Consider the following 25,358-nt stretch of genomic DNA (forward strand, 5'->3'; position numbering starts at 1 on the left):
TCTTGTCTGTGCGCAAGCAAACAAAAGAAGGAAGTGTCTATTCATGAGCTGGACTGATCTCTTGGCGACCGCTTCGGTCGAAGAACTGAAGCGGGGCTATATCGAACAAAATGAAATATTGACCTGCCTGTTCTGTGGAACTTCGGCGGAGACGGGCATCGTGTATGCGGAAGACGGCGTGTTTTACGAAGCGCGCAAGTTCATGCAGCGCCATATCGAAGCGTCGCACGCTTCGCCGTTCGGCGCGTTGATCGCTCTCGGCAAGAAGGCGACCGGCCTGACCGATCACCAGAACGCGCTGCTGCGGCTTTTTTATGCGCACAAAAGCGATACGCAGATCAAGGATGAACTCGGTATCGGCAGCGCTTCGACGATTCGCAACCACCGCTTCGCCCTCAAGGAAAAAGAGCGGCAGGCCCGGATCTTCCTCGCGCTGATGGAACTGCTGAAAGAGCAGGATACGCGGGCGCCGGCCGTGATCGATCCGCATCCGCAGGCCCGCCTGGTCGACGATCGCTACAACATGACGGCGGAGGAAGAAGCAGCGATCGTGCGCCACGTGTTCCCGGACGGTCCGGACGGCCCGCTGAAGACGTTCGACCTGCGGGAAAAGCAGCGGCTCGCCGTTCTGCGGCAGATCGTGCGCCGTTTCGGGGACGGAATCCTGTACAGCGAAAAAGAAGTCAACGCCAAGCTCGAACCGATCTATGCCGATTACGCGATCCTGCGCCGTTTCCTGATCGAATACGGTTTTCTGGACCGCGAACCCGGCGGCAGCGCCTACTGGACGACGCGCGGCGGACGACCGACGGCGGAACGCAAGCGCGAGCCCAATCCCGAACAGGAGGATCTTCCCGTGAACCGAAAAAAAGAACTGCAGCAGATGTACAAAGAAATCAAGCCGGAAGCCGGCGTATATCGCATCGTCCACACGCGCAGCGGCAAATGTTACGTCGCCGCGCTGCCCAATCTCAAATCGATCAGCGGACGGCGCTTCGAGCTGAACAACGGCAGCTTCCGCAATTCCGGCCTGCAGCAGGATTGGAACGAATACGGCGAGGACGCTTTCGAATTCGAAGTGCTTGAAGTGCTGGAACCGTCCGAGAACGTCTACGTGACGCTCAAGGAGCAGCTCGCCGAACTGGAATCGAGATGGCTGGCCGAGCTGCGGCCTTACGGAGAGCGCGGCTACAATCGCCCGCCGAGTCAATAACGGCCGACAAGACGGCCGACGGTTACGCTGAAAGCCGGTGCGTTGACGACGCTCCCGCAGCAAAAAGACCCCGATTCCGCCCAGGCGGAATCGGGGTCTTGCTTATAGGCGCACGGAACGCGGATCGCGTTCGGCAGGCCGGATGCGGGCTGCCGAAGCGACGTGTGCCGGCGGCGATTTTTTTATGCGAAGAAAGCTTTTAGACGTTGAAACGGAAATGCATGACGTCGCCGTCCTGCACGAGGTATTCTTTGCCTTCGAGGCGCAGTTGGCCGCGCTCTTTGGCTCCGTTCATCGAACCCGCGTTCACGAGGTCGTCGTAGCCCACCACTTCGGCGCGGATAAAGCCGCGTTCGAAGTCGGAGTGGATCACGCCTGCGGCGCCCGGCGCCTTGGTGCCTCTGCGAATCGTCCAGGCGCGCACTTCCTGCACGCCGGCCGTGAAGTACGTGTACAGGCCGAGCAGCTTGTAAGCCGCTTTGATCAGCAGGTTGAGGCCCGACTCTTCGATGCCCAGTTCTTCGAGGAACATCTGCTTGTCTTCGCCTTCAAGCTCCGCGATTTCTTCTTCGACTTTTGCGCTGACCGGAACGACTTCCGCATTCTCGGCCGCCGCGAAATCGCGTACCTGCTGTACGTAAGCGTTGTTCGCCACGTCGGCGATCTCGTGTTCGGCCACGTTGGCCGCGTACAGTACAGGCTTCAGCGTCAGCAGATGCAGTTCGCGGATGATCTGAAGCTCGTCTTCCGTCAGGTCGATGCTGCGGGCAGGTTGGTCGTTGTACAGCGCTTCCTTGACCTTCTCCAGCACTTCGACTTCCTGCGCGGACTGTTTGTTGCCGCCTTTGAGATTCTTCTTGGAGCGTTCGATTCTTTTGTCGACGCTCTCGATGTCGGCGAGAATCAGCTCCAGGTTGATCGTCTGGATATCGCTCACGGGATCGATCTTGCCGTCGACGTGCGTAATGTTCTCGTCGACGAAGCAGCGAACGACGTGCACGATCGCGTCCACTTCGCGGATATGCGCCAGGAATTTGTTGCCCAGACCTTCGCCTTTGCTCGCGCCGCGCACGAGACCGGCAATATCGACGAATTCGAATGCCGTCGGTACGGTCTTCTTCGGCACGACCATTTCGGTCAGCTTATCGAGGCGCTCGTCCGGTACTTCGACGATCCCGACGTTCGGGTCGATCGTACAAAACGGATAGTTGGCGGACTCCGCGCCCGCCTGCGTGATTGCGTTGAACAACGTGGACTTGCCGACGTTCGGCAGTCCTACGATACCGGCTTTCAATGCCATATGAATACACAACTCCTCTGAGTTTGATCTTAAAATAACGTGTCCGTACGAAAAAAGAAGGAGATGACTCCCTTAAAATAAGCATCACCGCATATTATAACAGGAAATCATCGGGAGCGATACGGGAGGCCGGGGAACTCTTTATGCAGCGTTCAATCGATAGCATCATCCCAGATGGAGTAAGGAAAATGCAGCGAAAAATGATCGAACACGGCAGCGGATTCCAGACTTAAGACACGAATTTTTCCAAGCGGGTCGATGAAGTCTTTCATATTATTCGTAATAAGAAGGTCGATACCGTGAACAAGAGCGGCCGCCATAATGGGAAAATCATCTTCGTCGCGCAGCCCCAGCGTTTCGGGCGAATGCAATAAACGATTTTCCATGTAAGCCCGCCCCGCATCTGTCCATCCGTACTCTTCTTCAATCGTGTTCCCCATCCCGAAACACTTCAGTAGAGTTTTCCAACTCAAGCCTATCTTTGCCAAACAACGTGGTCCGGCGCTCCAAAAACGCTTCAATTTGATTCGTTTTAGGCTTGAATTGTGCTTTGGGAATGAGGTAGCCTTTGCGTCTGCCTTGTTCGGGAGACACATATTCGATTTTGCCCGCATCAATCCACTTGTGAACCGCCTGTGGCGTTACATGAAAAAGTTCGGACACTTCCTTGATCGTATAATAAGCTTCGTCCCGCGGCAGCTCGTATCGAACGTCTTTTCGAGACAAGCGGCTCTGCGCGCTTGCCGTCGCCGAAAGGCGGCGGGAGATGATCGGCGTGCCGCGCCGAAACGCGTTCGAAAAACGCGGGGATGCCGCAAGCGAAATCCGAACATGGATAGAATCTTCCCATTTTCCGCCTGCTGTACTCCCTTGTTCGTCCAACAAAGCTTTCAACTTTTCGGCAGCGGCTTCCGCCGGACCTTCCGCGATTTCCCTGAGCTGTTTTTCGAGTTGTTGAGAAATCATGACGTCACCTCTTCCTTTTTTGATTATTTCAACAACCTTTTTTGAACTTATACTAAACTTATTCTAAACCTTCCCGCTTGATTTGCAAACAAAAAAAGCGTCCAGCCCGCCTATCGGCGAACCAAACGCTCCGTACCCTGAAGTTCCCCCAAGCTGCCGACGCCGATCCCGAACATGACCGTGCGCAGTTCGAACTCGGCCTGTTCCATGGCCTGCGCCGCGCTTTCGGCCGAATCGACGGCCGGGCCCAGCAGCGCGCGGCCGAAGCCGGCCAGGTCCGCGCCCAGCGCGATCGCTTTGGCCGCGTCGACGCCGCCGGTCAGGCCGCCGCTGCCGATCAGCGGCAGGTCCGGCAGTTCGCGGCGGATCTCCGCGATGCAGTCCGCCGTGCCGGTGCCCCAGCCGGCGAACGCTTCGGCCGCCGCCCGGCGCATGGCGTCCGAGCTGCGGAACTTCTCGACCTGGCTCCACGACGTGCCGCCCGCGCCCGCCGCGTCGATAAACGCGATGCCGGCGTCCGCAAGCCGCGCCGCCGTCTCGCCGTCGATGCCCCAGCCGACTTCCTTCACCCCGACCGGCACGTCCAGATCGCGGCACAGCCGCGCGATCTTCGGCAGCAGGCCGGCAAAGTTCGTGTTGCCTTCGGGCTGGAACACTTCCTGCAGGCTGTTCAGGTGCAGCACCAGCGCGTCGGCTTCCGCGATGTCCACCGCGCGCCGGCACTCGTCCGCGCCGAACCCGTAGTTCAGCTGGACCGCACCCAGATTGGCGATAACCGGAATGTCCGGCGCCTTGTGCCGGACTTTGAACGTCTCCGCCAGTTCCCCCCGCTCGACAGCGGCGCGGACCGAACCGAGCCCCATCGCCCAGCCGCGCGCCTGCGCCGCTTCGGCCAGACGTTCATTGATCCGGCCCGTGCCGGCGCTGCCGCCGGTCATCGAGCTGATCAGCAGCGGCGCCCGCAGCGCCCGCCCGAGAAAAGACGTGCCCAGCTCGATCTGTTCAAAATCGATTTCCGGCAGCGCGTTGTGGCGGAACGCGTACCGTTCGAATCCGGTCGTGACGCCTACCCCCGCCACCTGCTCTTCGAGACACAGGCGGACATGCTCGCTTTTGCGGTCTCCGGTCGACGGACCGGGCCGTTTGATTTGTTCCGTCATGGCCGCTCCCCTCTTCTCCTTCAAACTGCTTGCGCCCTCGAATGCACGCCGGAACGCATGGAGCCCCGCGATCGCGCCCGGTCTGCGATCAGACCGATAGCGCGATTTGCCCACGCGCTTCAGCTTGCCCCCGAGCCCCGCTCTTTAGGCGGCGAATTCCGGCGGCTTCGGCGGCTGCATCTTGATTTCTTTACCCGTAATGCCGGCCTTTCCAGGCCGAGCCTTTGCCGCTCAGACTGCCGAACGCGCTGGACAGCGCGATCGCGATCGTGCAGACGATCGTCGCGAACACGAACACGCCGTGCCAGGCCGGCTGGCCGCCTCTGGCTCCGCAGACCGCTTTAATAGCCATGCCGATCAGCATCGCCAGAGCGCTGAACGCCGCCAGATGCGGATTGCCGCCGAATAGCCCGATCAGCAGCGCGATCGGCGGCAGCACGTACAGCGCCGTATACCACGCCAGCAGCAACAGCAGCAGCGCGTAATTGCGGCCGAGCCCTGCGAACAGGTTCTTGCTGAAGCCTTCCCACACTTCGCGGGTGCCGTGGTACATCCGCATTTCGGCATGTTTGCTCATATCGGCCAGCATCATTTTGTAGCCGGCTTTTTTGACCGCGCGGGCCATCGCGATATCGTCCACCATCTCGTTTTTGACCGCTTCGTAGCCGCCGACGGATTCGTAGGCGGAACGCTTGATCAGCATATAGGCGCCGTGCGCCGTGACGAACATGCTTTTGCGCGCGCGATACACGAGCGGAATCGGCACGTGGCACAAGATGGCGAATTCCATCATCGGCACGACCAGCTTCTCCATCCACGTCACGGTCACCTGCTTCGGAAATCCGGTCAGCAGGCCGACCTTTTTCTTCATCGCGGAACGCAGCGTGTCGCGAATCGCCAGTCTACCGAGCTTGACGTCGGCATCGAGCATCAGATACCAGCTGCCGTTAGCCTGTTCGGCCAGACGGTGGCAGGCGTAGCATTTGCCCTGCCACCCTTCGGGCAGTTCGTCGCCGTGCATCAGCCGGATGCGATGGTCTTCCATCGCCATCCGGCGCACGATGCCGCCGGTATCGTCGCTTGAATCGTCGTCGTAGACGATGACCTCAAGCCGGTATTCCGAATCGTCGGAGTCCAGCACATGCCGCAGACAGTCCGCGATATTGCGCTCTTCGTCGCGGGCCGGAATGAGCACCGATACCAGCGGACGATTCTCGATCGTGCGCGTGCGCCGGCCGGGGACCGGCAGCGAGCGTCCGTTCATCAGCGCGAAGACCAACTGCGCGGCGAGCAGCACGCAGACGGTCGTCAAGATCCAAGTCAGAATCAACGTGCCGTCCTCCCTTTTCGACGAATCGGATCGTATTCTTCAGCCTATTGTTAAGTGTATGTTCATTAAAGCAAAGTTCCGTACGCAGAAGCAAAATTCCGTGCGCAGCCTCTGCCCGGGAGCGCCGGCCGGGCCGGTTAAGACACGGCGGCGTTGTCCGCCGAGTCGCCCGGCGCGCCGAATTGAGCCAGCACGTGCCGCAGCAGCACGCCTTTTTCTTCGTCCGGCACGATCGCGCGGCGGCCGAACACGTCGTAGCCGTTGCGGCGCACCTGATCGAAGATCGCGCCGTAGAACGCCGCGGCAAGCGCGACCGACAACCCGCTGCGCTTCGGGTAGCTGTCGAGATTCGACAAGCCCTGCTCCAGCCAGATCGCGGCCTGCGCGTGCAGTTCGTCGATCATCGCGACGAACCGCGCGTCGATGACGCCGCGGGACAGATCTTCGTCCGTATAGCCGTGGCGCAGCATCAGTTCCGCCGGAATGTACCGGCGGCCCCGGCCCAGGTCTTCGCCGACGTCGCGGATGATATTGACGATCTGCATCCCCTTGCCGAGAGCGATGCCGGCTTCGGCCGCTTCGGCGTGCAGGTCGTCGCGCAGAACGGGCAGCAGCATCTCGCCGACCGTGCCGGCCACGAGATAGCAGTACCGCTCAAGCTGCTCCATCGTATCGTAGTGCAGCAGGGTCAGATCGGACAGCTGGCCGTCCATCTGGTTGAGAAACGGCTGCCGGTCCAGGTTCGGGAAGCCGTCGAACAGCCAGCGCAGGGCGGGCCAGATAAAATGGCCGTCGGCCCGATCCAGATCGACGAAGCGCTCGCGCAGCTCGTGAATGGTGAACGGCGACGTGTCCGGCTCGTCGACGCTGTCGTCGATCAACCGGCAGAACGCGTAGATGACGTAGACCGCGTGACGCCTCGGCTCCGGCAGATCCCGGAAGGCGTGGTAAAACGAGGACGAGCCCCGTCGCATCGAATCCTCGCACTGCTGCATGATATGTTCGTTCATGGATTCCACTCCTTCAAAAGCTGATTTACGGCCATTCTCGCCCCCTGCATCACGATCGGCACCCCGCCGCCCGGATGCACCGAAGCGCCCGCCGCATACAATCCGTCGATACTTTTGAACGGCTTCGGCTGCGGCCGGTACGGACCGGACTGCGTCAGGATCGGCGCGATGCCGAAGCTGCCCCCGACGTAATTGCCGTCTTGGCGCGAGTCTTCGGGCGTTCGAAGCTTGATCCATTTGATCGATTCCCGCAGTCCCGGGAAGCCCCGGCGTTCGGCGGCCTGAAGCACTTTGCGCGCCAGCCGGCGGCCTTCCTTGGACCAGGCCGTGCTCGAAGCGTCGGGCGCCGGAATAAGGAAATACAGCACGCTCTCCCCTTCGGGAGCGGCCTGCGGATCAAGCTCGATCGGGTTAAACACGTAGAAGGACGGATTGGCGGGAATCATCCCCCGCTCGAACACGGTCTTCAGGCTGTCGGTCAGGCTGTCCGGCAAAAAGAATTGATGCGCCGCCGTATCGGTCCAGCGCTTGGACGTGCCGAGATACACCATCACGCAGCCCGACGAAGGACGGTACGGATTTTTGCGTTTCGCTTCCGGCTGTCCTTCGAGCAGCGGCAGCAGGTTCGGGAAGTCGCCGTTGAACAGTACCGCGTCGTACGTCTCGGGCATGCCGCCCGTCACGATTCCCCGGCAGCGTCCCTGCTCGACCGTCAGACGTTCGACCCGCGTGTTCAAGCGGATCTCGATGCCGCGCGAACGCAGCTCCTGTTCCAGGATGACCGGCAGGCGGGCATAGCCGCCCTCGATCATCCAGATGCCGAAATCGTGCTCCGCGTACGGCAGGATCGAATAGACGCCCGGCGTTCCCGCGGGCTGGCCGCCGATATAGAGCGATTGCAGCGAATACGCGTCGATCAAATCTTCGTGCTTGAAATAACGCGAAGCCGCCGCGCGCACGCTGCGATGCGCCTGCAGCCTGCCGAGCATGCGCACCTGGCGCGGCGCGAAGAAATCGCGCTTGCGGGGAAACGTCCGCTCCAGCACCGAAGCTTTGGCGCCCGGATACATTTCCCGCATTTGGTTCATATACCGGATATACCCTTCCGACTCCCCGGGAAACAGCCGTTCGATTTCTTTGGCCTGATCTTCCGGCTTGCGGCGCTTCGTCATCGTCCGGCCGTCCGAATAATGAATCCGGTACAGCGGGTCGGCTTCGATCAGCTTGATCCGCTCGCGCTCGACGCCGCCTTCTTCGAGAATCGACAGCAGCATCTCCGGCAGCAGCACGATTGTCGGCCCCTGATCGATCCGGCGGCCGTCTTCTTCGTTGCGCTCGAACGCGATCCGGCCTCCGAGCCGGTCGCGGCCTTCGATCAGCGTGACCTGCGCGCCCTGGCGGCTGAGCAGCAGCGCGGCCGTCAGCCCGCCGATGCCGCCGCCCACGATGGCGACTTTCGGTCCGCGGCTCATTCGCTTCCTCCCGCGGCGCCCAGCGGCTGCGGTGCAGGTCGGGCCTGCTTGGCGCGATCGGTTTTTTCGATCAGGTCCACGCTGATGCGCGCCGATTCGAAAATGGTCGGCAGGCCGCTGCCCGGATGCGTGCCGCCGCCCACCAGCCAGACGCGATCGACTTCCTCGAACTTGTTGTGCGGACGGAACGCCATCATCTGCCCGAGGTTATGCGACAGGTTGAATGTCGCTCCGCGGTAGACGTCGAGCGAATCCTGCCAATCCAGCGGCGTGAAGAACGCTTCCTGTTCGATGCGTCCGCGCAGCCCTTTGAGCTGGTCGATCGCCTCTACCCGGTCGAGCATCCACTCTTTGAGTTCCTCGCGGCGGCCGCTCCAATCGGCGTCGCCTTTGAGATTCGGCACCGGCATCAGCACGTAAATCGCCGATTTCCCGGCCGGCGCGAGCGTCGGATCGAGCTTGGACGGGTTATGCACATAGATGGAAGGGTCTTCCGACAGCTTCTGGCTGCCGGTGATCTCTTCGACGTTTTTGGGATAGTCGTTCGCGAAATGGACCGAGTGGTGCGGAAGATCGATCTCGCCGTCGATGCCCAGATACAGCATGGCCGTCGAGCACGAATATTTTTTCGCTTCAAGCTTTTCCGGCGTATACTTTTTGAGCACGCCCGGTTCGAACAGCCCGTTCATCGCCGTAGCGAAGTCCGCCCCGATCACGACATGGTCGGCCGTCCGCCGCTCGCCGCCCTGGACGCTCACGCCGACGGCGCGCCCTTTTTCCGTCAGGATGCGTTCTACCGGAGTGCCGAGATGGAAGCGCACGCCGTGTTCTTCCGCGACCCGGACCATCGCGTCCCACAGCGCGGAGATGCCACCCTTCGGATGCAGCAGGCCGTAACGGTGCTCCATGAACGAGAGAATGGTAAACGTACCCGGACATTCCCAGGCCGACATGCCCAAATATTTCGACTGGAACGTAAAAGCATATTTAAGCCGCTCGTCCTTGAAGTAACGGGACAATTGGCCGTAGACGGTATCGGTTATTTTCAGGTGAGGCAGCGCTTTGATCGCGTCCGCTTTCATGTAATCGCCGAAGCCGCCGAAAGGCCGGCGCAGCAGCGGTTCCACATGCGCGTACTTGACTGACTCATCGGTCATAAATCGGTAAAATCCGGCTTCTTCTCCCGGGAACAGCGCCTGGATGCGTCTGGCCGTCTCTTCGTTGTCGCTCGAAGGCATCAGCACGGTGCGTCCTTGGTCGAAGTACAGTCCGTACAGCGGGTCAAGCTTGTGAAGTTCCACGTAATTATGCACGGAACGTCCCGCCTGCTCGAACAATTCCTCCAGCAGCTGCGGCATCATCAGGAAAGTCGCGCCCCGATCAAACGTGTAGTCGCCGAGCTTCAGCCTGCCGGAACGTCCGCCGGGGACGGGCTGTTTTTCGTACACGTCGACTTCGTACCCCTTCGCGCCAAGCAGCATCGCCGCGGCCAATCCTCCGGGTCCCGCGCCTACGATCACTGCGGTCTTGCTGTTTTCATTTCGCCCCATGCCGATTCACCTTTCCTCATTTCAGACTTGCCCCATCGTCTTTTATTACCCAACAACCGGCCGAATTTCTCGCTTTGCGAATGGCGTATTGTGTAAAATCGGTGCGAACGCGATCTTTTTGTATCAAATTTTAATTTTCAAAGCCTAAGATTCTCTCTTTAGCCTATCACAGCAACCATCATCCCACAAACGTCTTTTCGGGGCTTTCCGGCATGCAAAAAGAAAAGAACGCGCCGCGGCGGCACTTCCTCTTCTTTTTGAGAGCTGCAATTTTTTTCCGGTGATATGCCAGGTCTCCCATTTACAGCAGGGGAGACAGCAAACGCGCGGCCGATTCCATAAAACGCAAAGCGATTCGTTTGCTGCCGAACGCGGCCGGATCGATCATCGTCGTGTTCAGCAGATCGCGCTCGAAATCGGCCGTAATCCGCGCCACGCTGGCATTGTTCATCAGCAGCGCGTTGACTTCGAAGTTGAGGTGGAAGCTGCGCATGTCCATGTTCGCCGTTCCGATGCTCGCCGTCTCCCCGTCCACGATCAGCAGCTTGGAGTGCAGGAATCCTTTTTCGTATTCGTAAATCTTCACCCCGGCATCGAGCAGGATCGGAAAATACGAATGCGACGCCCAAAACGGCAGCTTTTTGTCGGGCTTCGCCGGGAACAGCAGCCGCACGTCCAGCCCCGACAAGGCGGCGGTGCGCAGCGCGGTCAAAATGTCTTCGTCCGGGATAAAATACGGCGTCGCGATCCAGACCGAACGTTTGGCCGTCGTGATCATCGTGAAAAAGATATGCTTGAGCGTCCGGCGATCGTTGTCGGGGCCGCTTGCGATGATCTGCACGGCGCCGAGTTCGGGGTCGGGTTTGCTTTTGGATTGAAAATAACCCGGTCCCGTCGGCTGCTCGTTCGTCATATGCCGCCAGTCCCGCAGGAAAATACGCTGCAGCGTGCTGACCGCGTCGCCTTCGATCCGCATATGCGTATCGCGCCAGAACCCGTACGTCTTGCTGCGGCTGAGGTATTCGTCGCCTACGTTCAGCCCGCCGATGAACCCGATACTTTTGTCGATGACGACGATCTTGCGGTGGTTGCGGTAATTGACCCGGCTCGTCGCGAGCAGGAACTTCGTCGCGCCGAACAGCGCCACCTTCACGCCCGCCGCCCGCATCTCGTCCAGAAATTTGCGCGGGAGCTGGATGCTGCCGACGGCGTCGACCATGAAGCGGACTTCCACGCCTTCGCGCGCTTTTTGGATCAGCAGCTTCTGGATCTGCGTGCCGATCTCGTCCGCGCGGTAAATGTAGTATTCCATATGGATATGGTGGCGCGCTGCGCGCATCGCGTCGAGCAGCGCCGAGAACGTGCTGCCTCCGTTCGTCAGGACCGCGGTCGGGCTCGAATACGAGACCGGCGTCAGCGACAAACGGCGCGACAAGCGCAGGATACGCTGCTGTTCGTCGCTGAAATGCGCCGTGTTCTCGATGCCGGCCAGCGTGTCTTTTTCGCTCCATTCGTAGATGCGGCGGTCCCACTGGGCTTTTTTGTCGTACTTGCGGCGGCGGAAATAATTTTGCCCGAACAGGAAATAGAAGATCAGCCCGACGACCGGCAGCAGGCCGAGCACCAGAATCCATGACAGCGTGCTCGACGGATTGCGGTTGTCCATAAAGATGACGAACGCGATCGAGACGACGGTCAGGGTGGAAAAAATGCTCATGACAGCGGCGGCGGTCGTGCCAAACAAATCGACGCCGAAATAATAGAAGACGAACAGCAGTGCGGCGAGCAAAAATACGATCAACCCGCGTCTCATATCAAAACCCCCTCTTGCGGCGAAATGCCGGACGGAATGCGGGTGGATACCCGAAAGTGCCCATCCATACGGTCTTTGTCGTTACGGTCATTACGCGACGCGCGCGCCGCGGTTTCATTCCTGCGCAAATCCGCGGCGTACTCCGCTCTGCTTCTCCCTGCAATTGACATTCCGAACTCTTCATGTTAGGTTTTAACCTACCGATCGTTAGTTTTTCCTTATATGAAAACGACGAATCGACCGAGCACGCCAGAGGAGGCCCCCGAATGACACGCAAACCGGCTATTGAAGATATCGCGCTGGACCTGTTCGCAAGCGAAGGCTTCGAAGGCGCTTCGCTCGGCCGGATCGCGGACGAAGTCGGTATTCGCAAGCCTTCGATCTATGCCCATTTCCGCAGCAAAGAAGAACTGTTCCTGTCCGTATTCGAACAGGCGCTGCGCCGCAAGAAGCGGGCGCTGTTTCGCTTCGTGGGCGAACGGCGGTCCGATCCGTTCGACGACGTGCTGCGCGGGCTGGCCGAACGATTGATGGACGATTACGAACAGGACGCGGAGACGCGTTTCCTGCTGCGCATGTCGTATTTCCCGCCGAGTTCGCTGCACGACCGGGTGATGGACCTCGTCAATCCGTTTTTCGAACAGGGCGAACGCGGGCTGACCCGGCTGCTGCGGCGGCCGGGCAGCGCCGAGCGCCTGTATCCGGACGGCGCACGCGAAGCGGCACTTGCCTATCTGACGATCCTCGACGGCGTGCTCGCCGAAGCGATCTACAGCAGCCGCGCCAACGCGGCGCGGCGCTTCGAAGCCGTCTGGCCGGTCTACTGCCGCGGCGTACTTCGTCCGGTGAGGCCGGACAAACCGATTCACACACAAGGAGAGTGAACGCCATGAGCCGCACGAATCGCGGATGGCTGTACGTATTGATCGGAGGAGTGTTCGAAGTGGCCTGGGTATCCGGGCTCAAGCACTCCTCGAATATTTGGGAATGGCTGCTGACGGTAATGGGCATCGCCATCAGCTTCCGGCTGATGATCGGCGCTTCGAAAGTGCTGCCGATCGGCAGCGTCTACGCCGTCTTCACCGGCCTCGGCACGGCGGGCACTGTCGTGGCCGAGACGCTGCTGTTCGGCGAGCCGTTCAGCCTGGCCAAGACGCTGCTCATTCTGCTGCTGCTGTCGGGCGTTGTCGGCCTGAAGCTCGTGACCGACGCTTCGCCGGCGGAAACGCCGCCGGCTATCGATGGAAAGGGGGCGGTGTAATATGCCGTGGATCGCTCTCGTTCTGGCCGGATGCTGCGAAGTGTTCGGCGTCATCGGCTTGAAGCAGGTCTCGCTGCGCAAAGGACTGCCGGCCTACGCTCTGCTGATCGCCGCTTTCGCGGGCAGCTTCTCGCTGCTTACCTACGCGATGCAGCATATCCCGATGGGCACAGCTTACGCGATCTGGACCGGCATCGGCACGGTCGGCGGCGCGCTCGTCGGCATGTTCCTGTACGGCGAGCCGAAAGAGACCCGGCGCATTCTCTTCATCTCGATGATTTTGGCCGCTGCGGTCGGACTCAAGCTGATTTCCTAAAGCAACTGCTTTTTTCGACCCTTTTTCTCCACCGAACGGACGCTTTCGACCCCGGTTTTCCGGTAAAGTTGAGGCGGCCGTTTTTTTCGTTTATACTACGTTTGACTCTACAGTCGATTACGGAACCCAATGGTCAAAAAAGAAAGGGGATTTCGCTTGCTGATCGATAAATCCGCGGAACGCAGACAAACCATTTTCACGGTCGCTCTCGGTTTGTTTTCGGAACGGGGCATTCAAGAAACGTCCATGCAGGACATCGCGGAACGCTGCGGCTTTTCCAAAGGGACGCTGTACCAGCATTTTCGTTCCAAAGAAGAACTGATCGGCGCGATTCACCAGTATGCGCTCGGTACGCTGCACGAGAAGCTGGAGCTTGCCGCTTCGGCCAATCTTCCGGCGCGCGAAGCGTTCTATGCCCAGATCGAAGTGCTGCTGCACTCGCTGATCGAATTCAAGGCGTTCATGATGATGCAGATCCGCGAACGCGAATTCAGCGGCATCGGCGAAGAACGCACCGACGGCCGCGGAGACCCGGCCTGCGGGCCCGCGGGACACCATCCGATCCTGTCTTCGGCGTTCGTCCAGATCCGCCGCAGCCTGATCGGGATCTACGGACCAGAGATCGATCCGTATTCCGGCGATTTCGCGATCGTCGTCGGCGGCCTCGTCTTCTCGTATTTGCAGCTGACCGATTGGGGCATGCCGGAGATTCCGATTCCGCAAGCGCTGCGCCATCTCGAACTGATGCTCGACGCGACCGCCGAACGGGTGCTGGATCGCAAGCCCGAACCGCTGATCGCGCCGGCGCTGTGGACGACCTGGGTCGAAGACGCTCCGGAAGATCCGTCCGCGTCCAAGCGCCCGTTCATCCTGATGCGCCAAATGCGCGACACGCTCGCCTGGAGCCCGATCGGGCGCAGCGAACGCGAAGACGCCCTGGAGACGCTCGACGTGCTGGAAGAAGAACTGTCCGCCGAAGCGCCGCGCCGCTCCGTCGTCCGGGGCATGCTGGGCAATCTCAAAGACGTGCATGTGCTGCACGGGGCGCTGGAACAGCTGTCCCCGCTCGTGCTGTACCGGCTGGACGAACTTCATTCCCGCCGATAAGCCGAAGCGGAAACGGAAGCCGCCCGTACGCCCGGCGCCAAACGCTGCGCGGCCGAGCGGTTACGCGATCGAACGCTTTATTTTTCCGAATCCTTCAACCCGCCGTTACAGATCGCCGTTACAGAGACAAGGAAAGTCCGCCGCGCGTGGGCCGCATGAAAGTTCAGGCTGCCGAACGCGGCCGATGCGCCGGACGGATCTATCCCATTTAGAGGAGTGGAGAATCTTTTTATGAAAAGTATCATCGGCTTTTCCCTGCGGAACAAGCTCGCCATCTGGTTCCTGACGATCGTCATTACCGCGGCCGGCATCTACGCCGGCCTTACCATGAAGCAGGAAACGATTCCCGATATCAACGTCCCGTTTCTGAGCATCACCGCCGTCGATCCGGGCGCCGCTCCCGAGACGGTCATGAACGAAGTCGCCATTCCGCTGGAGCAGATGCTCCGCAACGTGGCCGGCGTGCAGAACGTCACGTCCACGTCGATGGAGAACGTCGCCTCGATCGCCGTCGAACTCGACTTCGGCGCCAATCTGGACGAAGCGACCGCGCAGATTCGCGAAGGCCTGAACCAGGTCACGCTGCCGGAAGGCGTCGAGCGGCCGCAGATTACCCGCTTCAGCCTGAACTCGTTCCCGGTCATCTCGCTGAGCGCGTCCGCCAAAGAAGGCACGGACGATCTCGAAGAGCTGTCCCGGATCGCCCAGGAACAGGTGCTGCCGGAGCTTGAGAAGATCGAAGGCATCGCCTCCGTCCAGCTGTCCGGCCAATACGTCCGCGAAGTACAGCTGACCTTCGACGCGGAGAAGATGGCACAGTCCGGCCTGACGCAGGAGACGGTGCAGAACATCGTGAACGCTTCGGCCGTTCGCGCGCCGCTCGGCTTGTTCACGCTGGACGATTCGCAGTCCGCGGTCGTCGTGGACGGCAACGTCACGACGCTCGAAGATCTCGAAGCGCTTGAGATCCCGGTCGTGCCCGCGCAGAGCGGCACGGCCGCAGGCGCCGGCGCGGCGGGTGCCGGCATGGAAGGCGGTGGCGCGGCAGATGCGCCGGGCGGAGCGCCGGGCGCAGCCGCGGAAGCGCCGGCGGCCGGCGGTACGGCCGCCGGCCAGGACGCGGCAGCGGCGGGTTCCGCCGATGCCGAAGGCGCGCAAGGCAGCGCCGAGTCCGCCGCCGAAGCGCAGGGCGCGGCAGCGGCCGGCGCGCAGGGCACGGAGGGCGCCGCGGCTGCGGCTGCCGCAGCCGGCCTGCCGACGGTGAAGCTGAGCGACATCGCCAAGATCGAAGTCGTCGGCAGCTCCGAGTCCGTCTCGCGCACGAACGGCCTGGAGTCGATCGGTATCCAGATCGTCAAGACGAACGACGCCAACACGGTCGACGTCGTCAACGCGGTCAAAGACCGCATCGCCGAACTGGAAGACCAATATTCCGGTCTTAACCTGACCGTCATGCTCGACCAGGGCAAGCCGATCGAAGATTCGGTCCGGACCATGCTGGAAAAAGCGATCTTCGGCGCGCTGTTCGCCGTCCTGATCATCCTGCTGTTCCTGCGCGATTTCCGCTCGACGATCATCTCGATCATCTCGATTCCGCTGTCGCTGCTGATCGCGGTGCTGCTGCTCAAGCAGATGAACGTCACCTTGAACATGATGACGCTCGGCGCGATGACCGTCGCGATCGGCCGGGTCGTCGACGACTCGATCGTCGTCATCGAGAACATCTACCGGCGCATGTCGCTCGATACCGAGAAGCTGCGCGGCCGCCAGCTGATCAGCGCGGCCACGCGCGAGATGTTCCTGCCGATCATGTCTTCGACGATCGTCACGCTCGCCGTATTCGTCCCGCTCGCTTTCGTCAGCGGCATGGTCGGCGAACTGTTCATGCCGTTCGCGCTGACGATGGTGTTCGCGCTGCTGGCCTCGCTGCTGATCGCGATTACGATCGTGCCGATGCTGGCGCATACGCTGTTCCGCGGCGGCCTCAAGAAGAAAACGTCGCACGACAAGCCGGGCCGCATGTCCGAAGGGTACAAGCGCATCCTGAACTGGTCGCTGTCGCATAAGCTGATCACGTTCCTGATCGCCGTCTTCCTGCTTGTCGGAAGTCTGTTCACGATTCCTTATGTGGGAACGAGCTTCCTGCCGGAGCAGGAAGACAAAACGTTTACGTTCACGTACGCGCCGGAAGCCGGCGCCACCGACGAGCAGGCGCAGGATCGCATGCTCGAAGCGGAGAAATTCGTCCGCGAACAGCCGAACCTGACGAATATGCAGTATTCGATCGGCGGATCGAATCCGCTCGGGTTCGGTTCGGCGAACTCCGCCCTGTTCTACACGGAGTTCAACAGTGACACGGAAAACTTCGACACGGTCAAGGAAGACCTGCTCGCCGGTCTCCAGGAACGCGTGCCGGAAGGCGAATGGAGCCAGATGGACATCGGCGGCGGCCTGGGCGGAAGCCAGCTGAGCGTCAGCGTCTACGGCGACAGCACCGAAGACCTGAAGCCGGTCGCCGACCAGATCCTCAAGCTGATCCAGGCCGACCCGAACTTCGAGGAAGCCGAGAGCGGCCTCGAAGAAGGCTACAGCCAGTACACGCTGGTCGCCGACCAGCAGAAACTCAGCTCCTACGGCCTGACCGCCGGACAGATCGCGATGGCGCTTGCGCCGGTCACGCAGCGTCCGGTATTGACCGAAGTCGATCTTGACGGCCAAAGCCATAAGGTCTATATCGAAACGGAAAGCAAGACGTTCACCGCTTTGTCGGAGATCGAAGACACCGAGCTGACGTCGCCGCTCGGCATCCAGGTTCCGATCTCGGACGTGGTCGAAGTGCAGGAAGGCATCGCGCCGGACACGATCTCCCGTTCGGACGGCAAGACCGTCGCCCAGCTGTCGGCCAATATCGTCTCGTCCGACGTGGGCGGCGCTTCGACGACGCTTGAAGACAAGATCAACGCGCTGGACCTGCCGGACGGCATCACCGTCGAATTCGGCGGCGTGACCGAGCAGATCAACGATACGTTCTCGCAGCTCGGCCTTGCGATGCTCGCTGCGATCGCCATCGTCTACTTCGTGCTCGTCGTGACGTTCGGCGGCGGCCTCGCGCCGTTCGCCATCCTGTTCTCGCTGCCGTTTATCGCGATCGGCGCCTTGATCGGCCTGCTGATCGGCGGCGAATCGCTCAGCGTCTCGGCGCTCATGGGCGTGCTGATGCTGATCGGCATCGTCGTCACCAACGCGATCGTCCTCATCGACCGCGTTATTCACAAAGAGCGCGAAGGACTGTCGACCCGCGAAGCGCTGCTGGAAGCCGGTTCGACCCGTCTGCGTCCGATCCTGATGACGGCGCTTGCGACAATCGGCGCCCTGATCCCGCTCGTCGCGGGCTGGGAAGGCGGCGCCGGCATCATCTCCAAAGGTCTCGGCATCACCGTTATCGGCGGCCTGATCAGCTCCACGCTGCTCACGCTCGTCATCGTGCCGGTCGTGTACGAGTTCCTGATGAAGATCAGTTCCAAATCGCGCGCCCGCCGCGCCGAAATGGAAAAGCTGGAAACCCCGCTGGATTAATCCCGCGCAGCCTGTCATGCTAGGCAGAATCGGGCCGCCCGTGCGGCCCGGTCGCTGCTGCGGCCTAAGTATGGAAAAAAGCCGCTCCCCTTGGGGGAGCGGCTTTTTTGTGTAGGGTACAGGACTTTTTCGTTCGCCACCCAGCTTTTGCAAAAATCTCACCCTTCTAACCGCACGTCTAACGAACCCTGGTATCGCTATTCTCCCCTATTTGGCCTTTTCGGCAAACTAACCAATCGTCGTAGCCTTATCCGGCCGAATTGGGACGTTTGAGGCCATTTTGGAGCAAATAGCGTGCTGACGATTCGTTAATAGGCGAAAAAGCGTGCTGGAGCGCAAATCGCGTGATACGGATTCGTCAAAATCCCCGCTCAAGCCGAAGACCCTTGCGATTCCGGCTTCGCTTCGCCTTCTTTGCTCTCGTCTTCGTGGTTGATGCCCGTTCCGCGCTGAAGCTGCGCGATCTCGGGGAAGACCGGCTCCAGCTGGTCGTACACCCGCTTGAACAGCGAATAATAACGTTCGTACGTATGGAAGCGTCCGGCATCCGGTTCGTGCGTGCGCAGAATACCGATCGCGTCTTTGACTTCGCCCAGATCGCCGATCGCGCCGGTCGCCAGCATGGCGACAGAGGCCGCGCCGAAAGCGGACGCTTCGTACGTATCGGGCACGACGACCTGCGTGCCGGAGAGATCGGCCAGCATCTGCGTCCAGATTTCGCTTTTGGCGAATCCACCCGACGCCAGCAGCGAACGGCTCGGGCCGCCGATCTGCGTCAAGGCGTCCGACACCGTGCGTATGGCGAACAGCACGCCTTCCATCGTGGCGCGGCCAAAATGCTCCCGCCCGTGATGCAGCGTCGCCCCGAAGTACGTGCCGCGGGCGTCCGCGTTCCAGTACGGCGCCCGCTCCCCGCTCAGATACGGCAGGAACAGCAGGCCTTCCGAACCCGGCGGCACCGAATCGGCCAACTGCATGATGCGGTCCAGCGCCTCTTTTTCTTTGAGATCCGCGCTTTCGCCTTCGCCGATCACGAACTTCTCCAAATACCAGCGCAGCGCGATGCCGCCGTTATTCGTCGGCCCGCCGATCAGCCAGCGCTTCGGTTCGAACGCGTAGCAGAACGTCCGGCCCGCTTTGTCCGTACTCGGCTCCTCGGCAAAAGAACGCACTGCGCCGCTCGTGCCGATCGTCACGGCCGTCTCGCCGCGTTCGAGCGCGCCCACGCCGACGTTTGCGAGCGCGCCGTCGCTTGCGCCCGCGATCCACGGCGTATCGGGATGCAGTCCCATCCGCTCCGCAAGCGTGCGGTCCATGCCGCTGAAGCGCTCGGTGATCGGCACGATCTCGCCGAGCCGATCGGGAGACAGGCCGATCAAACGCAGCGCCGACTCGTTCCAGTCCAGCGTATGCAGATCGAGCATCCCCGTCGCCGAAGCGAGCGAGACGTCGATCGCGTAGCGGCCGAACAGCCGGTGCAGCAAATATTCCTTGAACGAGACGAACTTGGCCGCCCGCTTGAACAGCTCCGGCTGGCGCTCGGCGAGCCAGAGCAGCTTCGTCAGCGGCGACATCGGATGCACGGGCGTGCCGGTGGCCGCATACAGCCTCCGCGCTTCGCCGGTTCGATGCAGTTCGTTCGACTGCCCGATGCTCCGGTTGTCCGCCCACGTCATGACGGCCGTCAGCGGCTTGCCTTCGCCGTCTACCGCCATCAGGCTGTGCATCGCCGCGCTGATCCCGACGGCCGAGATGTCTCCGGCCTGCGCGTTCGCTTCCTTCATCGCGCCGCGGATCGCGTCCGCCACCGCGTCCATCAGCTCTTCCGGACGCTGTTCGGCCCGGCCCGCTTCCGGCACCAGCAGCGCGTACGCCGCCTGCGAGCCTCCGCGGATCTGTCCTTTTTCATCGTATAAAAAGGCTTTGGTGCTGGTCGTGCCGATATCGAGTCCGATATACAGTCCCATTAAGGCATCCTCCTTCGCTTTGCGCCCGGCTCTCGGGACAGGGGCCCCGTTACACGAAGCTTGCCCGGTCTATGCCCTTTTGGACAGTCGGCAGGCAAACGAAACAAAAAAAGCCGATCGCGTTTTTCCGGCTCGGAAAAACAGGTTCGGCGGTTCACTTTTTTTCGCTCGGCTCGGCATACGGTCTTCCCCTTGCGTCGGCATGCACAGAGGCTTCGATCCGCATCCGGCTTCATCTTAACAATCAATCCCCGACCCGGGCCGACAGCCACGCGCGGTCGAACAGAAGCACCGCTTCCAGCATGGCGCACAGGTTCAGGTACAGCGGACTGACCGTGCCGGCGCGCATTTCTTCGCAGAACGAAGGAATCCACGTCAGCAGATGCCGCTGCACGAATTCCAGCTGCATCCGCGCCAGCCGCTCGCGTTCCCCGCGGGAGCGCACGCCTTCGATCATCCGCTCGGCCAGCACGGCCATGAATTCCAGCTCCACGCTCAACTCGTCGTCTTTTTCCCCGGACGTCCGGTTCAGCGTGACGCCCGCCCGGTCGTACGCCGCACCGGCGCGGCAGGCCGCGAGACCGGCTTCGACGCGCACATAGCCCGATTCGCGCAGCGGGATACCGCTGCCCCGGCGGCGGCAGATTAGACGCTCGTATTCGCGGGCCTGCGCCGTGCAGTACGGCCGCAGCGAAGACGGTTCCAGTTCCGCAAGGATCGAACGGAAGCGCAGGAACGCGCCGTCGTTCCAAAGGGTATGTTCCAATTTCCGGCGCCATTTCATCGTCAAATGCACGCTCGGTTTATAAATGATAAATTCGCTCAGCAGTTGGTACAGCGTCAATCGGGTCTGCGCCCAGTGCTCGTCTCCGTGCACGGCCGATCCTTGCTTCTCCATCATCGCGGTCGTCATCAGCTTGAACCTCCTTGCGGAAATGGGCGCCCGGGAAGTTCCGTCCGAACGGAGAAACCGGCCGCCGAAAAAGATGCAACTCAAGTCCATGGGTCATCCGGCAGGATTGCTTACGCTTACAACCTAAGTATACCGCCGTTTCCGCTCCGCTGCGGAGGACGATGTGACAAAATGGTTGCAGTTCGTGGGTCCTTTGGATCAGGAGCCTTTTAAGACGCTTTTCCTCTTTTTACCGTGAACGCGGTGCATTATTTTGTTGTAATCTGTCTTGGGAAGGACTATATTGTCGATTAAGGACCCTACTGTCCGGCTGGCTTCAAGGCCAGAATCTCACACAAGATGAAAGCCCTTACTTCAAAAAAGACCGACTACTCGCAAGGGGTGTGCCCGAATTGTCCGACCGACCATCCAATCCATCGCAATCGTTATCCTCCGATACGAACCGCGCAGCCTTCTTCCCGCTCAAAGCCTTCAATTTTTTCCTGTACGGCGCCATCGCGGTGTTTGCCAGCTTTTTCCCGCTGTATTTGCAGGACGCCGGCATGAACAAGCTGACGATCGGAACGTTGATGGCTATCGGTCCGTTCGTTTCGCTGATCGCGAATCCGTTCTGGGGGTACCTCGGCGACCGGCTCGAAAATACGCGGCGCATGCTGATCCTGATGCTGGCCGGTACGCTGGTACTGGCACAGTTCGTTTTCCACGTGCAGTCGTACGCCATGATCTATGTGGCGATGATCGCCTTTTTCTTTTTCCAGAGTCCGATGTTCGCGCAGAGCAATACGATGATTCTCGGCTATATCGACGGCAGCGGCCGCAAATTCGGCGGATTCCGTCTCTGGGGCTCGCTCGGCTGGGCGTTGACGGCGGCCGCGGCCGGCTTCGTGATCGACCGTACCGGCACTTCGCCGGGTGTCCCGTGGCTGTTCACCGGCCTGCTCGGCCTGACGCTGCTGTGTGCGATCGCCCTGCCTTCGCTGCGCCGGGCGACCGCCACGTCGATCGTGGCGCCGGGCGGCTTCCGCAAAGTGCTGACGAACCCGACATTCTCCGCTTTTCTGCTGCTCGGCGTGCTCGTCTCGATCCCGAACGCGATGAACGGCACGTTCATGACGCTGTATATTACGGATCTCGGCGGCTCCCGCGAGCTGGTCGGTTGGGCGGTTTTCTCCGCGTCGATTCTCGAAGCCGTTTTCTTCCTGATCTTCGACCGCTTTTTCCGCCGCCGGCTCGGATTCATGATGATCTGCCTGACCGCCGTAAGCGCGCTGTTCGCGCTGCGCTGGTACCTGATGTCGGTCGTGAGCGACCCGATGCATATCGTCTACATCCAGATGCTGCACAGCGTCACGTACGCGGGCTACTTCTACGTCGGCACCCAGATGACCAGCATGTTCGTGCCGGACGCGTACCGCGGCACGGGACAGGCGCTGTTCACACTCTCCTGGAGCGGCTTGTCCGGCGTCTTCGCGGGCATCGTCGGCGGCTGGATGTTCGACAACTTCGGCGCCCCGATGATGTACCAGAGCGGTGCGGCGCTGTCGGTGATCGGAACGGTCGGCTTCGCCGCGATGGGTTATACGCTTTATCGCAGCCGCCAGCCCGATCCGGTCCCGGTACAGGGCAAATCGTAGCGTGCCGTTTCCTGACCCGATCTTATGCGGCCGGCTCTCAGGGAACATTGCGCGAATATTAAAAACACCCCCGTTCCTCCGCACGCTGCGGAGAATCGGGGGTATTTGTGCAGGTGGATTCGCTTCAGAACAACAAATGCTCATCGCGCTCTTGCTTCGGCAAACCGCAAAATTCGCCGGGAAACGGAATCGCGTCCGAGGGTTCTTTAGGCAGTTCTTTAGGTGGTTCGTTAGCTCATTCGTGCGTTGAGCGATTCGTTAGTCGTTTTTGCGGGCTTGTCCGCCTTTGCGGCCCGCTTCTTCGCGGCTCATCTTGCCGTCGCTGCTGTCGTCGGAGTCCGAACCGCCGCGCGCTTCGCCGCCTTTTTTGCCGATTTCCTGATAAAATTCTTTGTCGTGATTGTTCGAGGTGGCTTCGCCGCCCATTCGACCAGCTTCTTCGCGGGACATTTTGCCGTTGTTGTTCTGGTTGTCATTGTTGCTTGCCATGATTAATCACTCCTCTGATATTTTTGAGAAATCTGTGCGTTACAGCTTTATTTTACCCGATCCGACAATAGTTAAACATTTCTTAAAAAGGATTCTAAAACCATTTATAGACACAGTAAAATCGCTGCCGCACGTTCGGACGAGAAGCGAAAATTCCGATCTGCTCGCGCCGCTGCATAGCGTCGCATGTCAGGTTCGCCTCTCTCCACGCTTTATTTTTAACCTCTTATTTTCGTTTTAAACACCCCTTAAATTCCTTTTTCTTGCTGCTTGGCTGCCTCATCTTCGCCTTGTAAATCCCTGTCTTGACCCGGTAAAAAGCCCCTCCTTATGCCGTTTGAACGCACCAAAAAACCGCTTCGAAACGAAGCGGTTTGTCGGCTAACGAGGCTGGGATTCGCCCCTGTTTTATTTTTTCGGCATTTTGAACGAACTCTTCATCGACACGATGCGGCCGAATACCGGCTTGCCCGGCTCCGACAGCTGCGGATCGACGTTGAAGTACCCGTGACGGAAAAATTGGAATTTGTCCTGCGCCGCGGCGTCTTTCATCTGCGGTTCCACGAAGCCCTGCACGATCTCCAGCGAATCTTTGTTGACCTTCTTGAGGAAATCGTCCACTTCGTCCGCGGAGACGTCGTTCGTCTCGTCGGTCGCCAGTTCTTCCGATTCTTCGTCTTCGCCGAGCAGCGGCTCGTACAGACGGAATTCGGCCGGCACGGCGGCGGAAGCGTCCACCCAGTGAATCGTGCCTTTGACTTTGCGGGCGTTGAAGTCGCTGCCGCTCTTCGTCTCCGGATCGTACGTGCAGTGGATCTCGACCACTTCGCCGTTCTCGTCCTTGATGAAGTCATGGCACTTGATGAAATACGCGTGCTTCAGACGCACTTCGTTGCCCGGGAACAGGCGGAAATATTTGCTGACCGGCTCTTCCATGAAATCGTCCTGCTCGATGTAGATCTCGCGCGAGAACGGAATTTGGCGAACGCCCATTTCTTCGTTCTCCGTATTGTTCTCGGCCGGCAGCAGCTCGCTCTCGCCTTCCGGGTAGTTCGTGATGACGACTTTGAGCGGACGCAGCACGGCCATCGTTCTCATCGCTTTCATCTTCAGGTCTTCGCGGACGAAATGCTCCAGCGTCTGGATATCGACCAGCCCCTGGCTTCTCGAAATGCCCGTCTCATAGATGAAATCCTTGATCGCGTCCGGCGTATAGCCGCGGCGGCGCAGTCCGGAAATCGTCGGCATGCGGGGATCGTCCCAGCCGTCGACCAGATTCTCTTCGACCAGCTTGCGCAGTTTGCGCTTGCTCGTCACCATCGTGGACACGTTCAGGCGGCCGAATTCGTACTGGCGCGGCTGTGCCTCCATCTCGCATTGGCTGACGACCCAGTCGTAGAACGGACGCTGATCTTCGAACTCCAGCGAGCAGAGGGAGTGGGTCACGCCTTCGATGGCGTCTTCGAGCGGATGCGCGAACGTGTACATCGGGTAGATGCACCATTTGTCGCCCGTGTTGTGGTGCGTCGTATGCGAAATACGGTAGATAACCGGATCGCGCAGATTGATGTTGGGCGAAGCCATGTCGATCTTCGCGCGCAGCACGCGTTCGCCGTTCTTGAACTCGCCGTCTCTCATACGCGTGAACAAATCGAGATTTTCTTCGACGGAACGGTCGCGGTACGGGCTGTTATGGCCGGGTTCCGTCAGCGTGCCGCGGTTCTCGCGAATCTCGTCGGCCGATTGGTCGTCGACGTACGCGAGACCTTTGTTGATGAGCAGCACGGCGCGGTTATACATTTCGTCGAAATAATCCGAAGCGTAATATTGGTTGTCCCATTCGAAGCCGAGCCATTTGATGTCTTCCTTGATCGAGTTGACGTATTCGACGTCTTCCTTCACCGGGTTCGTGTCGTCGAAGCGCAGGTTGGTGCGTCCGCCGAATTCGTCCGCCAGCGCGAAATCGATAAAGATCGCGCGCACGTGGCCGATATGCATATAGCCGTTCGGCTCCGGAGGGAAGCGCGTGACGACCTCTTTGACTTTGCCGCTCTTGAGGTCTTCTTCAATAATCGTTTTGATAAAATTCGGTGGGGTCTTGGCATTGTCCACGGATATCAACCTTTCGTTATTCCCAGATTCTGTGATTCGCATTCCAAAAGCGTCGTTCCTCGTCAAACCTTCTGCTTCTAAATATAACGCAAGCGGCACAACCGTTCAATCGAAACGGCTCTGCCGGCGCGCATCCAAGGCGTCTTATCCGCCTTTTGACGGCCTGCCT

Annotated in this window: 20 protein-coding genes; 7 read left to right on the plus strand and 13 right to left on the minus strand. The window is 60.2% G+C overall.

Going from position 1 to position 25,358, the window contains the following annotated elements; translation table 11 throughout:
• The first annotated feature begins 43 nt into the window (after window positions 1-43).
• Window positions 44-1,213, plus strand: coding sequence for a DUF2087 domain-containing protein (locus FFV09_RS08590; RefSeq protein WP_141447448.1), 1,170 nt, complete (start codon window positions 44-46; stop codon window positions 1,211-1,213).
• A gap of 199 nt (window positions 1,214-1,412) precedes the next feature.
• Here FFV09_RS08590 and ychF read toward each other — a convergent pair whose 3' ends face one another.
• The 9 genes from ychF to cls form a co-directional block, all read right to left on the minus strand.
• Window positions 1,413-2,513 (minus strand): redox-regulated ATPase YchF, encoded by a 1,101-nt coding sequence (ychF, locus tag FFV09_RS08595; protein ID WP_141447449.1) that lies wholly within the window; start codon window positions 2,511-2,513, stop codon window positions 1,413-1,415.
• 152 nt (window positions 2,514-2,665) lie between these two features.
• Complete coding sequence (locus FFV09_RS08600; RefSeq protein WP_141447450.1) at window positions 2,666-2,953, minus strand: PIN domain-containing protein; 288 nt, start codon at window positions 2,951-2,953, stop codon at window positions 2,666-2,668.
• Window positions 2,937-3,479, minus strand: coding sequence for a helix-turn-helix domain-containing protein (locus FFV09_RS08605; RefSeq protein ID WP_141447451.1), 543 nt, complete (start codon window positions 3,477-3,479; stop codon window positions 2,937-2,939). Before FFV09_RS08605 ends, FFV09_RS08600 begins: the two co-directional genes overlap by 17 nt.
• A 110-nt stretch (window positions 3,480-3,589) precedes the next feature.
• On the minus strand, window positions 3,590-4,639 hold the full coding sequence (fni, locus tag FFV09_RS08610; RefSeq protein ID WP_141447452.1) for a type 2 isopentenyl-diphosphate Delta-isomerase: 1,050 nt from the start codon (window positions 4,637-4,639) through the stop codon (window positions 3,590-3,592).
• A 190-nt stretch (window positions 4,640-4,829) separates the two neighbouring features.
• Entirely contained in the window at window positions 4,830-5,969 is a 1,140-nt protein-coding gene (locus FFV09_RS08615) for a glycosyltransferase family 2 protein (protein WP_141447453.1), read from the minus strand.
• A 137-nt stretch (window positions 5,970-6,106) separates the two neighbouring features.
• Window positions 6,107-6,979: a phytoene/squalene synthase family protein gene (locus tag FFV09_RS08620; protein WP_141447454.1), complete on the minus strand. Its 873-nt coding sequence runs from the start codon at window positions 6,977-6,979 to the stop codon at window positions 6,107-6,109.
• Window positions 6,976-8,451, minus strand: a complete 1,476-nt coding sequence (locus FFV09_RS08625) for a phytoene desaturase family protein (RefSeq protein ID WP_141447455.1) — start codon at window positions 8,449-8,451, stop codon at window positions 6,976-6,978. Before FFV09_RS08625 ends, FFV09_RS08620 begins: the two co-directional genes overlap by 4 nt.
• Window positions 8,448-10,001 carry a phytoene desaturase family protein gene (locus tag FFV09_RS08630; RefSeq protein ID WP_141447456.1) on the minus strand — a complete coding sequence of 518 codons (1,554 nt, stop codon included), beginning with the start codon at window positions 9,999-10,001 and terminating at the stop codon, window positions 8,448-8,450. The genes FFV09_RS08625 and FFV09_RS08630 overlap by 4 nt, the downstream gene beginning before the upstream one ends.
• Window positions 10,002-10,302: 301 nt before the next feature.
• Complete coding sequence (gene cls / locus FFV09_RS08635) at window positions 10,303-11,814, minus strand: cardiolipin synthase (RefSeq protein WP_141447457.1); 1,512 nt, start codon at window positions 11,812-11,814, stop codon at window positions 10,303-10,305.
• 266 nt (window positions 11,815-12,080) lie between these two features.
• Between cls and FFV09_RS08640 the strand changes: the two genes are divergently transcribed.
• From FFV09_RS08640 to FFV09_RS08660, 5 genes are all read left to right on the plus strand, one after another.
• Window positions 12,081-12,698, plus strand: coding sequence for a TetR/AcrR family transcriptional regulator (locus FFV09_RS08640; RefSeq protein WP_170314968.1), 618 nt, complete (start codon window positions 12,081-12,083; stop codon window positions 12,696-12,698).
• Window positions 12,699-12,703: 5 nt separating this feature from the next.
• Entirely contained in the window at window positions 12,704-13,075 is a 372-nt protein-coding gene (locus FFV09_RS08645; RefSeq protein ID WP_141447459.1) for a DMT family transporter, read from the plus strand.
• Window position 13,076: 1 nt separating this feature from the next.
• Complete coding sequence (locus FFV09_RS08650; protein WP_141447460.1) at window positions 13,077-13,391, plus strand: DMT family transporter; 315 nt, start codon at window positions 13,077-13,079, stop codon at window positions 13,389-13,391.
• Window positions 13,392-13,547: 156 nt separating this feature from the next.
• Window positions 13,548-14,498 carry a TetR/AcrR family transcriptional regulator gene (locus FFV09_RS08655; RefSeq protein WP_212635462.1) on the plus strand — a complete coding sequence of 317 codons (951 nt, stop codon included), beginning with the start codon at window positions 13,548-13,550 and terminating at the stop codon, window positions 14,496-14,498.
• Between the two features lie 231 nt (window positions 14,499-14,729).
• A complete protein-coding gene (locus tag FFV09_RS08660; protein WP_141447462.1) occupies window positions 14,730-18,074 on the plus strand; it encodes an efflux RND transporter permease subunit in 3,345 nt (1,114 codons plus the stop codon).
• Between the two features lie 371 nt (window positions 18,075-18,445).
• Here the strand turns inward: FFV09_RS08660 and FFV09_RS08665 are convergent, their stop codons facing one another.
• Both FFV09_RS08665 and FFV09_RS08670 read right to left on the minus strand, forming a co-directional pair.
• Window positions 18,446-20,041, minus strand: coding sequence for a gluconokinase (locus tag FFV09_RS08665; RefSeq protein ID WP_141447463.1), 1,596 nt, complete (start codon window positions 20,039-20,041; stop codon window positions 18,446-18,448).
• Window positions 20,042-20,285: 244 nt separating this feature from the next.
• Window positions 20,286-20,954, minus strand: coding sequence for a TorD/DmsD family molecular chaperone (locus FFV09_RS08670; RefSeq protein ID WP_170314969.1), 669 nt, complete (start codon window positions 20,952-20,954; stop codon window positions 20,286-20,288).
• A 392-nt stretch (window positions 20,955-21,346) separates the two neighbouring features.
• Between FFV09_RS08670 and FFV09_RS08675 the strand changes: the two genes are divergently transcribed.
• On the plus strand, window positions 21,347-22,588 hold the full coding sequence (locus FFV09_RS08675; RefSeq protein ID WP_141447465.1) for an MFS transporter: 1,242 nt from the start codon (window positions 21,347-21,349) through the stop codon (window positions 22,586-22,588).
• 258 nt (window positions 22,589-22,846) lie between these two features.
• Here the strand turns inward: FFV09_RS08675 and FFV09_RS08680 are convergent, their stop codons facing one another.
• Both FFV09_RS08680 and FFV09_RS08685 read right to left on the minus strand, forming a co-directional pair.
• The gene (locus tag FFV09_RS08680; RefSeq protein ID WP_141447466.1) at window positions 22,847-23,077 is read right to left on the minus strand and encodes a KGG domain-containing protein; all 231 of its coding nucleotides are present in this window, start codon (window positions 23,075-23,077) and stop codon (window positions 22,847-22,849) included.
• A 408-nt stretch (window positions 23,078-23,485) separates the two neighbouring features.
• A complete protein-coding gene (locus FFV09_RS08685; protein ID WP_141447467.1) occupies window positions 23,486-25,231 on the minus strand; it encodes a glutamine--tRNA ligase/YqeY domain fusion protein in 1,746 nt (581 codons plus the stop codon).
• Window positions 25,232-25,358: the final 127 nt, after the last annotated feature.

The organism is Saccharibacillus brassicae (assembly GCF_006542275.1).
Lineage (GTDB): Bacteria > Bacillota > Bacilli > Paenibacillales > Paenibacillaceae > Saccharibacillus > Saccharibacillus brassicae.

Bases quoted from the DNA above. Each gene is read 5' to 3' on its own strand.
- FFV09_RS08590 (WP_141447448.1), top strand. From the start codon at position 44: ATGAGCTGGACTGATCTCTTGGCGACCGCTTCGGTCGAAGAACTGAAG.
- ychF (WP_141447449.1), bottom strand. From the start codon at position 2,513: ATGGCATTGAAAGCCGGTATCGTAGGACTGCCGAACGTCGGCAAGTCC.
- FFV09_RS08600 (WP_141447450.1), bottom strand. From the start codon at position 2,953: ATGGGGAACACGATTGAAGAAGAGTACGGATGGACAGATGCGGGGCGG.
- FFV09_RS08605 (WP_141447451.1), bottom strand. From the start codon at position 3,479: ATGATTTCTCAACAACTCGAAAAACAGCTCAGGGAAATCGCGGAAGGT.
- fni (WP_141447452.1), bottom strand. From the start codon at position 4,639: ATGACGGAACAAATCAAACGGCCCGGTCCGTCGACCGGAGACCGCAAA.
- FFV09_RS08620 (WP_141447454.1), bottom strand. From the start codon at position 6,979: ATGAACGAACATATCATGCAGCAGTGCGAGGATTCGATGCGACGGGGC.
- FFV09_RS08625 (WP_141447455.1), bottom strand. From the start codon at position 8,451: ATGAGCCGCGGACCGAAAGTCGCCATCGTGGGCGGCGGCATCGGCGGG.
- FFV09_RS08630 (WP_141447456.1), bottom strand. From the start codon at position 10,001: ATGGGGCGAAATGAAAACAGCAAGACCGCAGTGATCGTAGGCGCGGGA.
- cls (WP_141447457.1), bottom strand. From the start codon at position 11,814: ATGAGACGCGGGTTGATCGTATTTTTGCTCGCCGCACTGCTGTTCGTC.
- FFV09_RS08640 (WP_170314968.1), top strand. From the start codon at position 12,081: ATGACACGCAAACCGGCTATTGAAGATATCGCGCTGGACCTGTTCGCA.
- FFV09_RS08645 (WP_141447459.1), top strand. From the start codon at position 12,704: ATGAGCCGCACGAATCGCGGATGGCTGTACGTATTGATCGGAGGAGTG.
- FFV09_RS08650 (WP_141447460.1), top strand. From the start codon at position 13,077: ATGCCGTGGATCGCTCTCGTTCTGGCCGGATGCTGCGAAGTGTTCGGC.
- FFV09_RS08660 (WP_141447462.1), top strand. From the start codon at position 14,730: ATGAAAAGTATCATCGGCTTTTCCCTGCGGAACAAGCTCGCCATCTGG.
- FFV09_RS08665 (WP_141447463.1), bottom strand. From the start codon at position 20,041: ATGGGACTGTATATCGGACTCGATATCGGCACGACCAGCACCAAAGCC.
- FFV09_RS08670 (WP_170314969.1), bottom strand. From the start codon at position 20,954: ATGACGACCGCGATGATGGAGAAGCAAGGATCGGCCGTGCACGGAGAC.
- FFV09_RS08680 (WP_141447466.1), bottom strand. From the start codon at position 23,077: ATGGCAAGCAACAATGACAACCAGAACAACAACGGCAAAATGTCCCGC.
- FFV09_RS08685 (WP_141447467.1), bottom strand. From the start codon at position 25,231: ATGCGAATCACAGAATCTGGGAATAACGAAAGGTTGATATCCGTGGAC.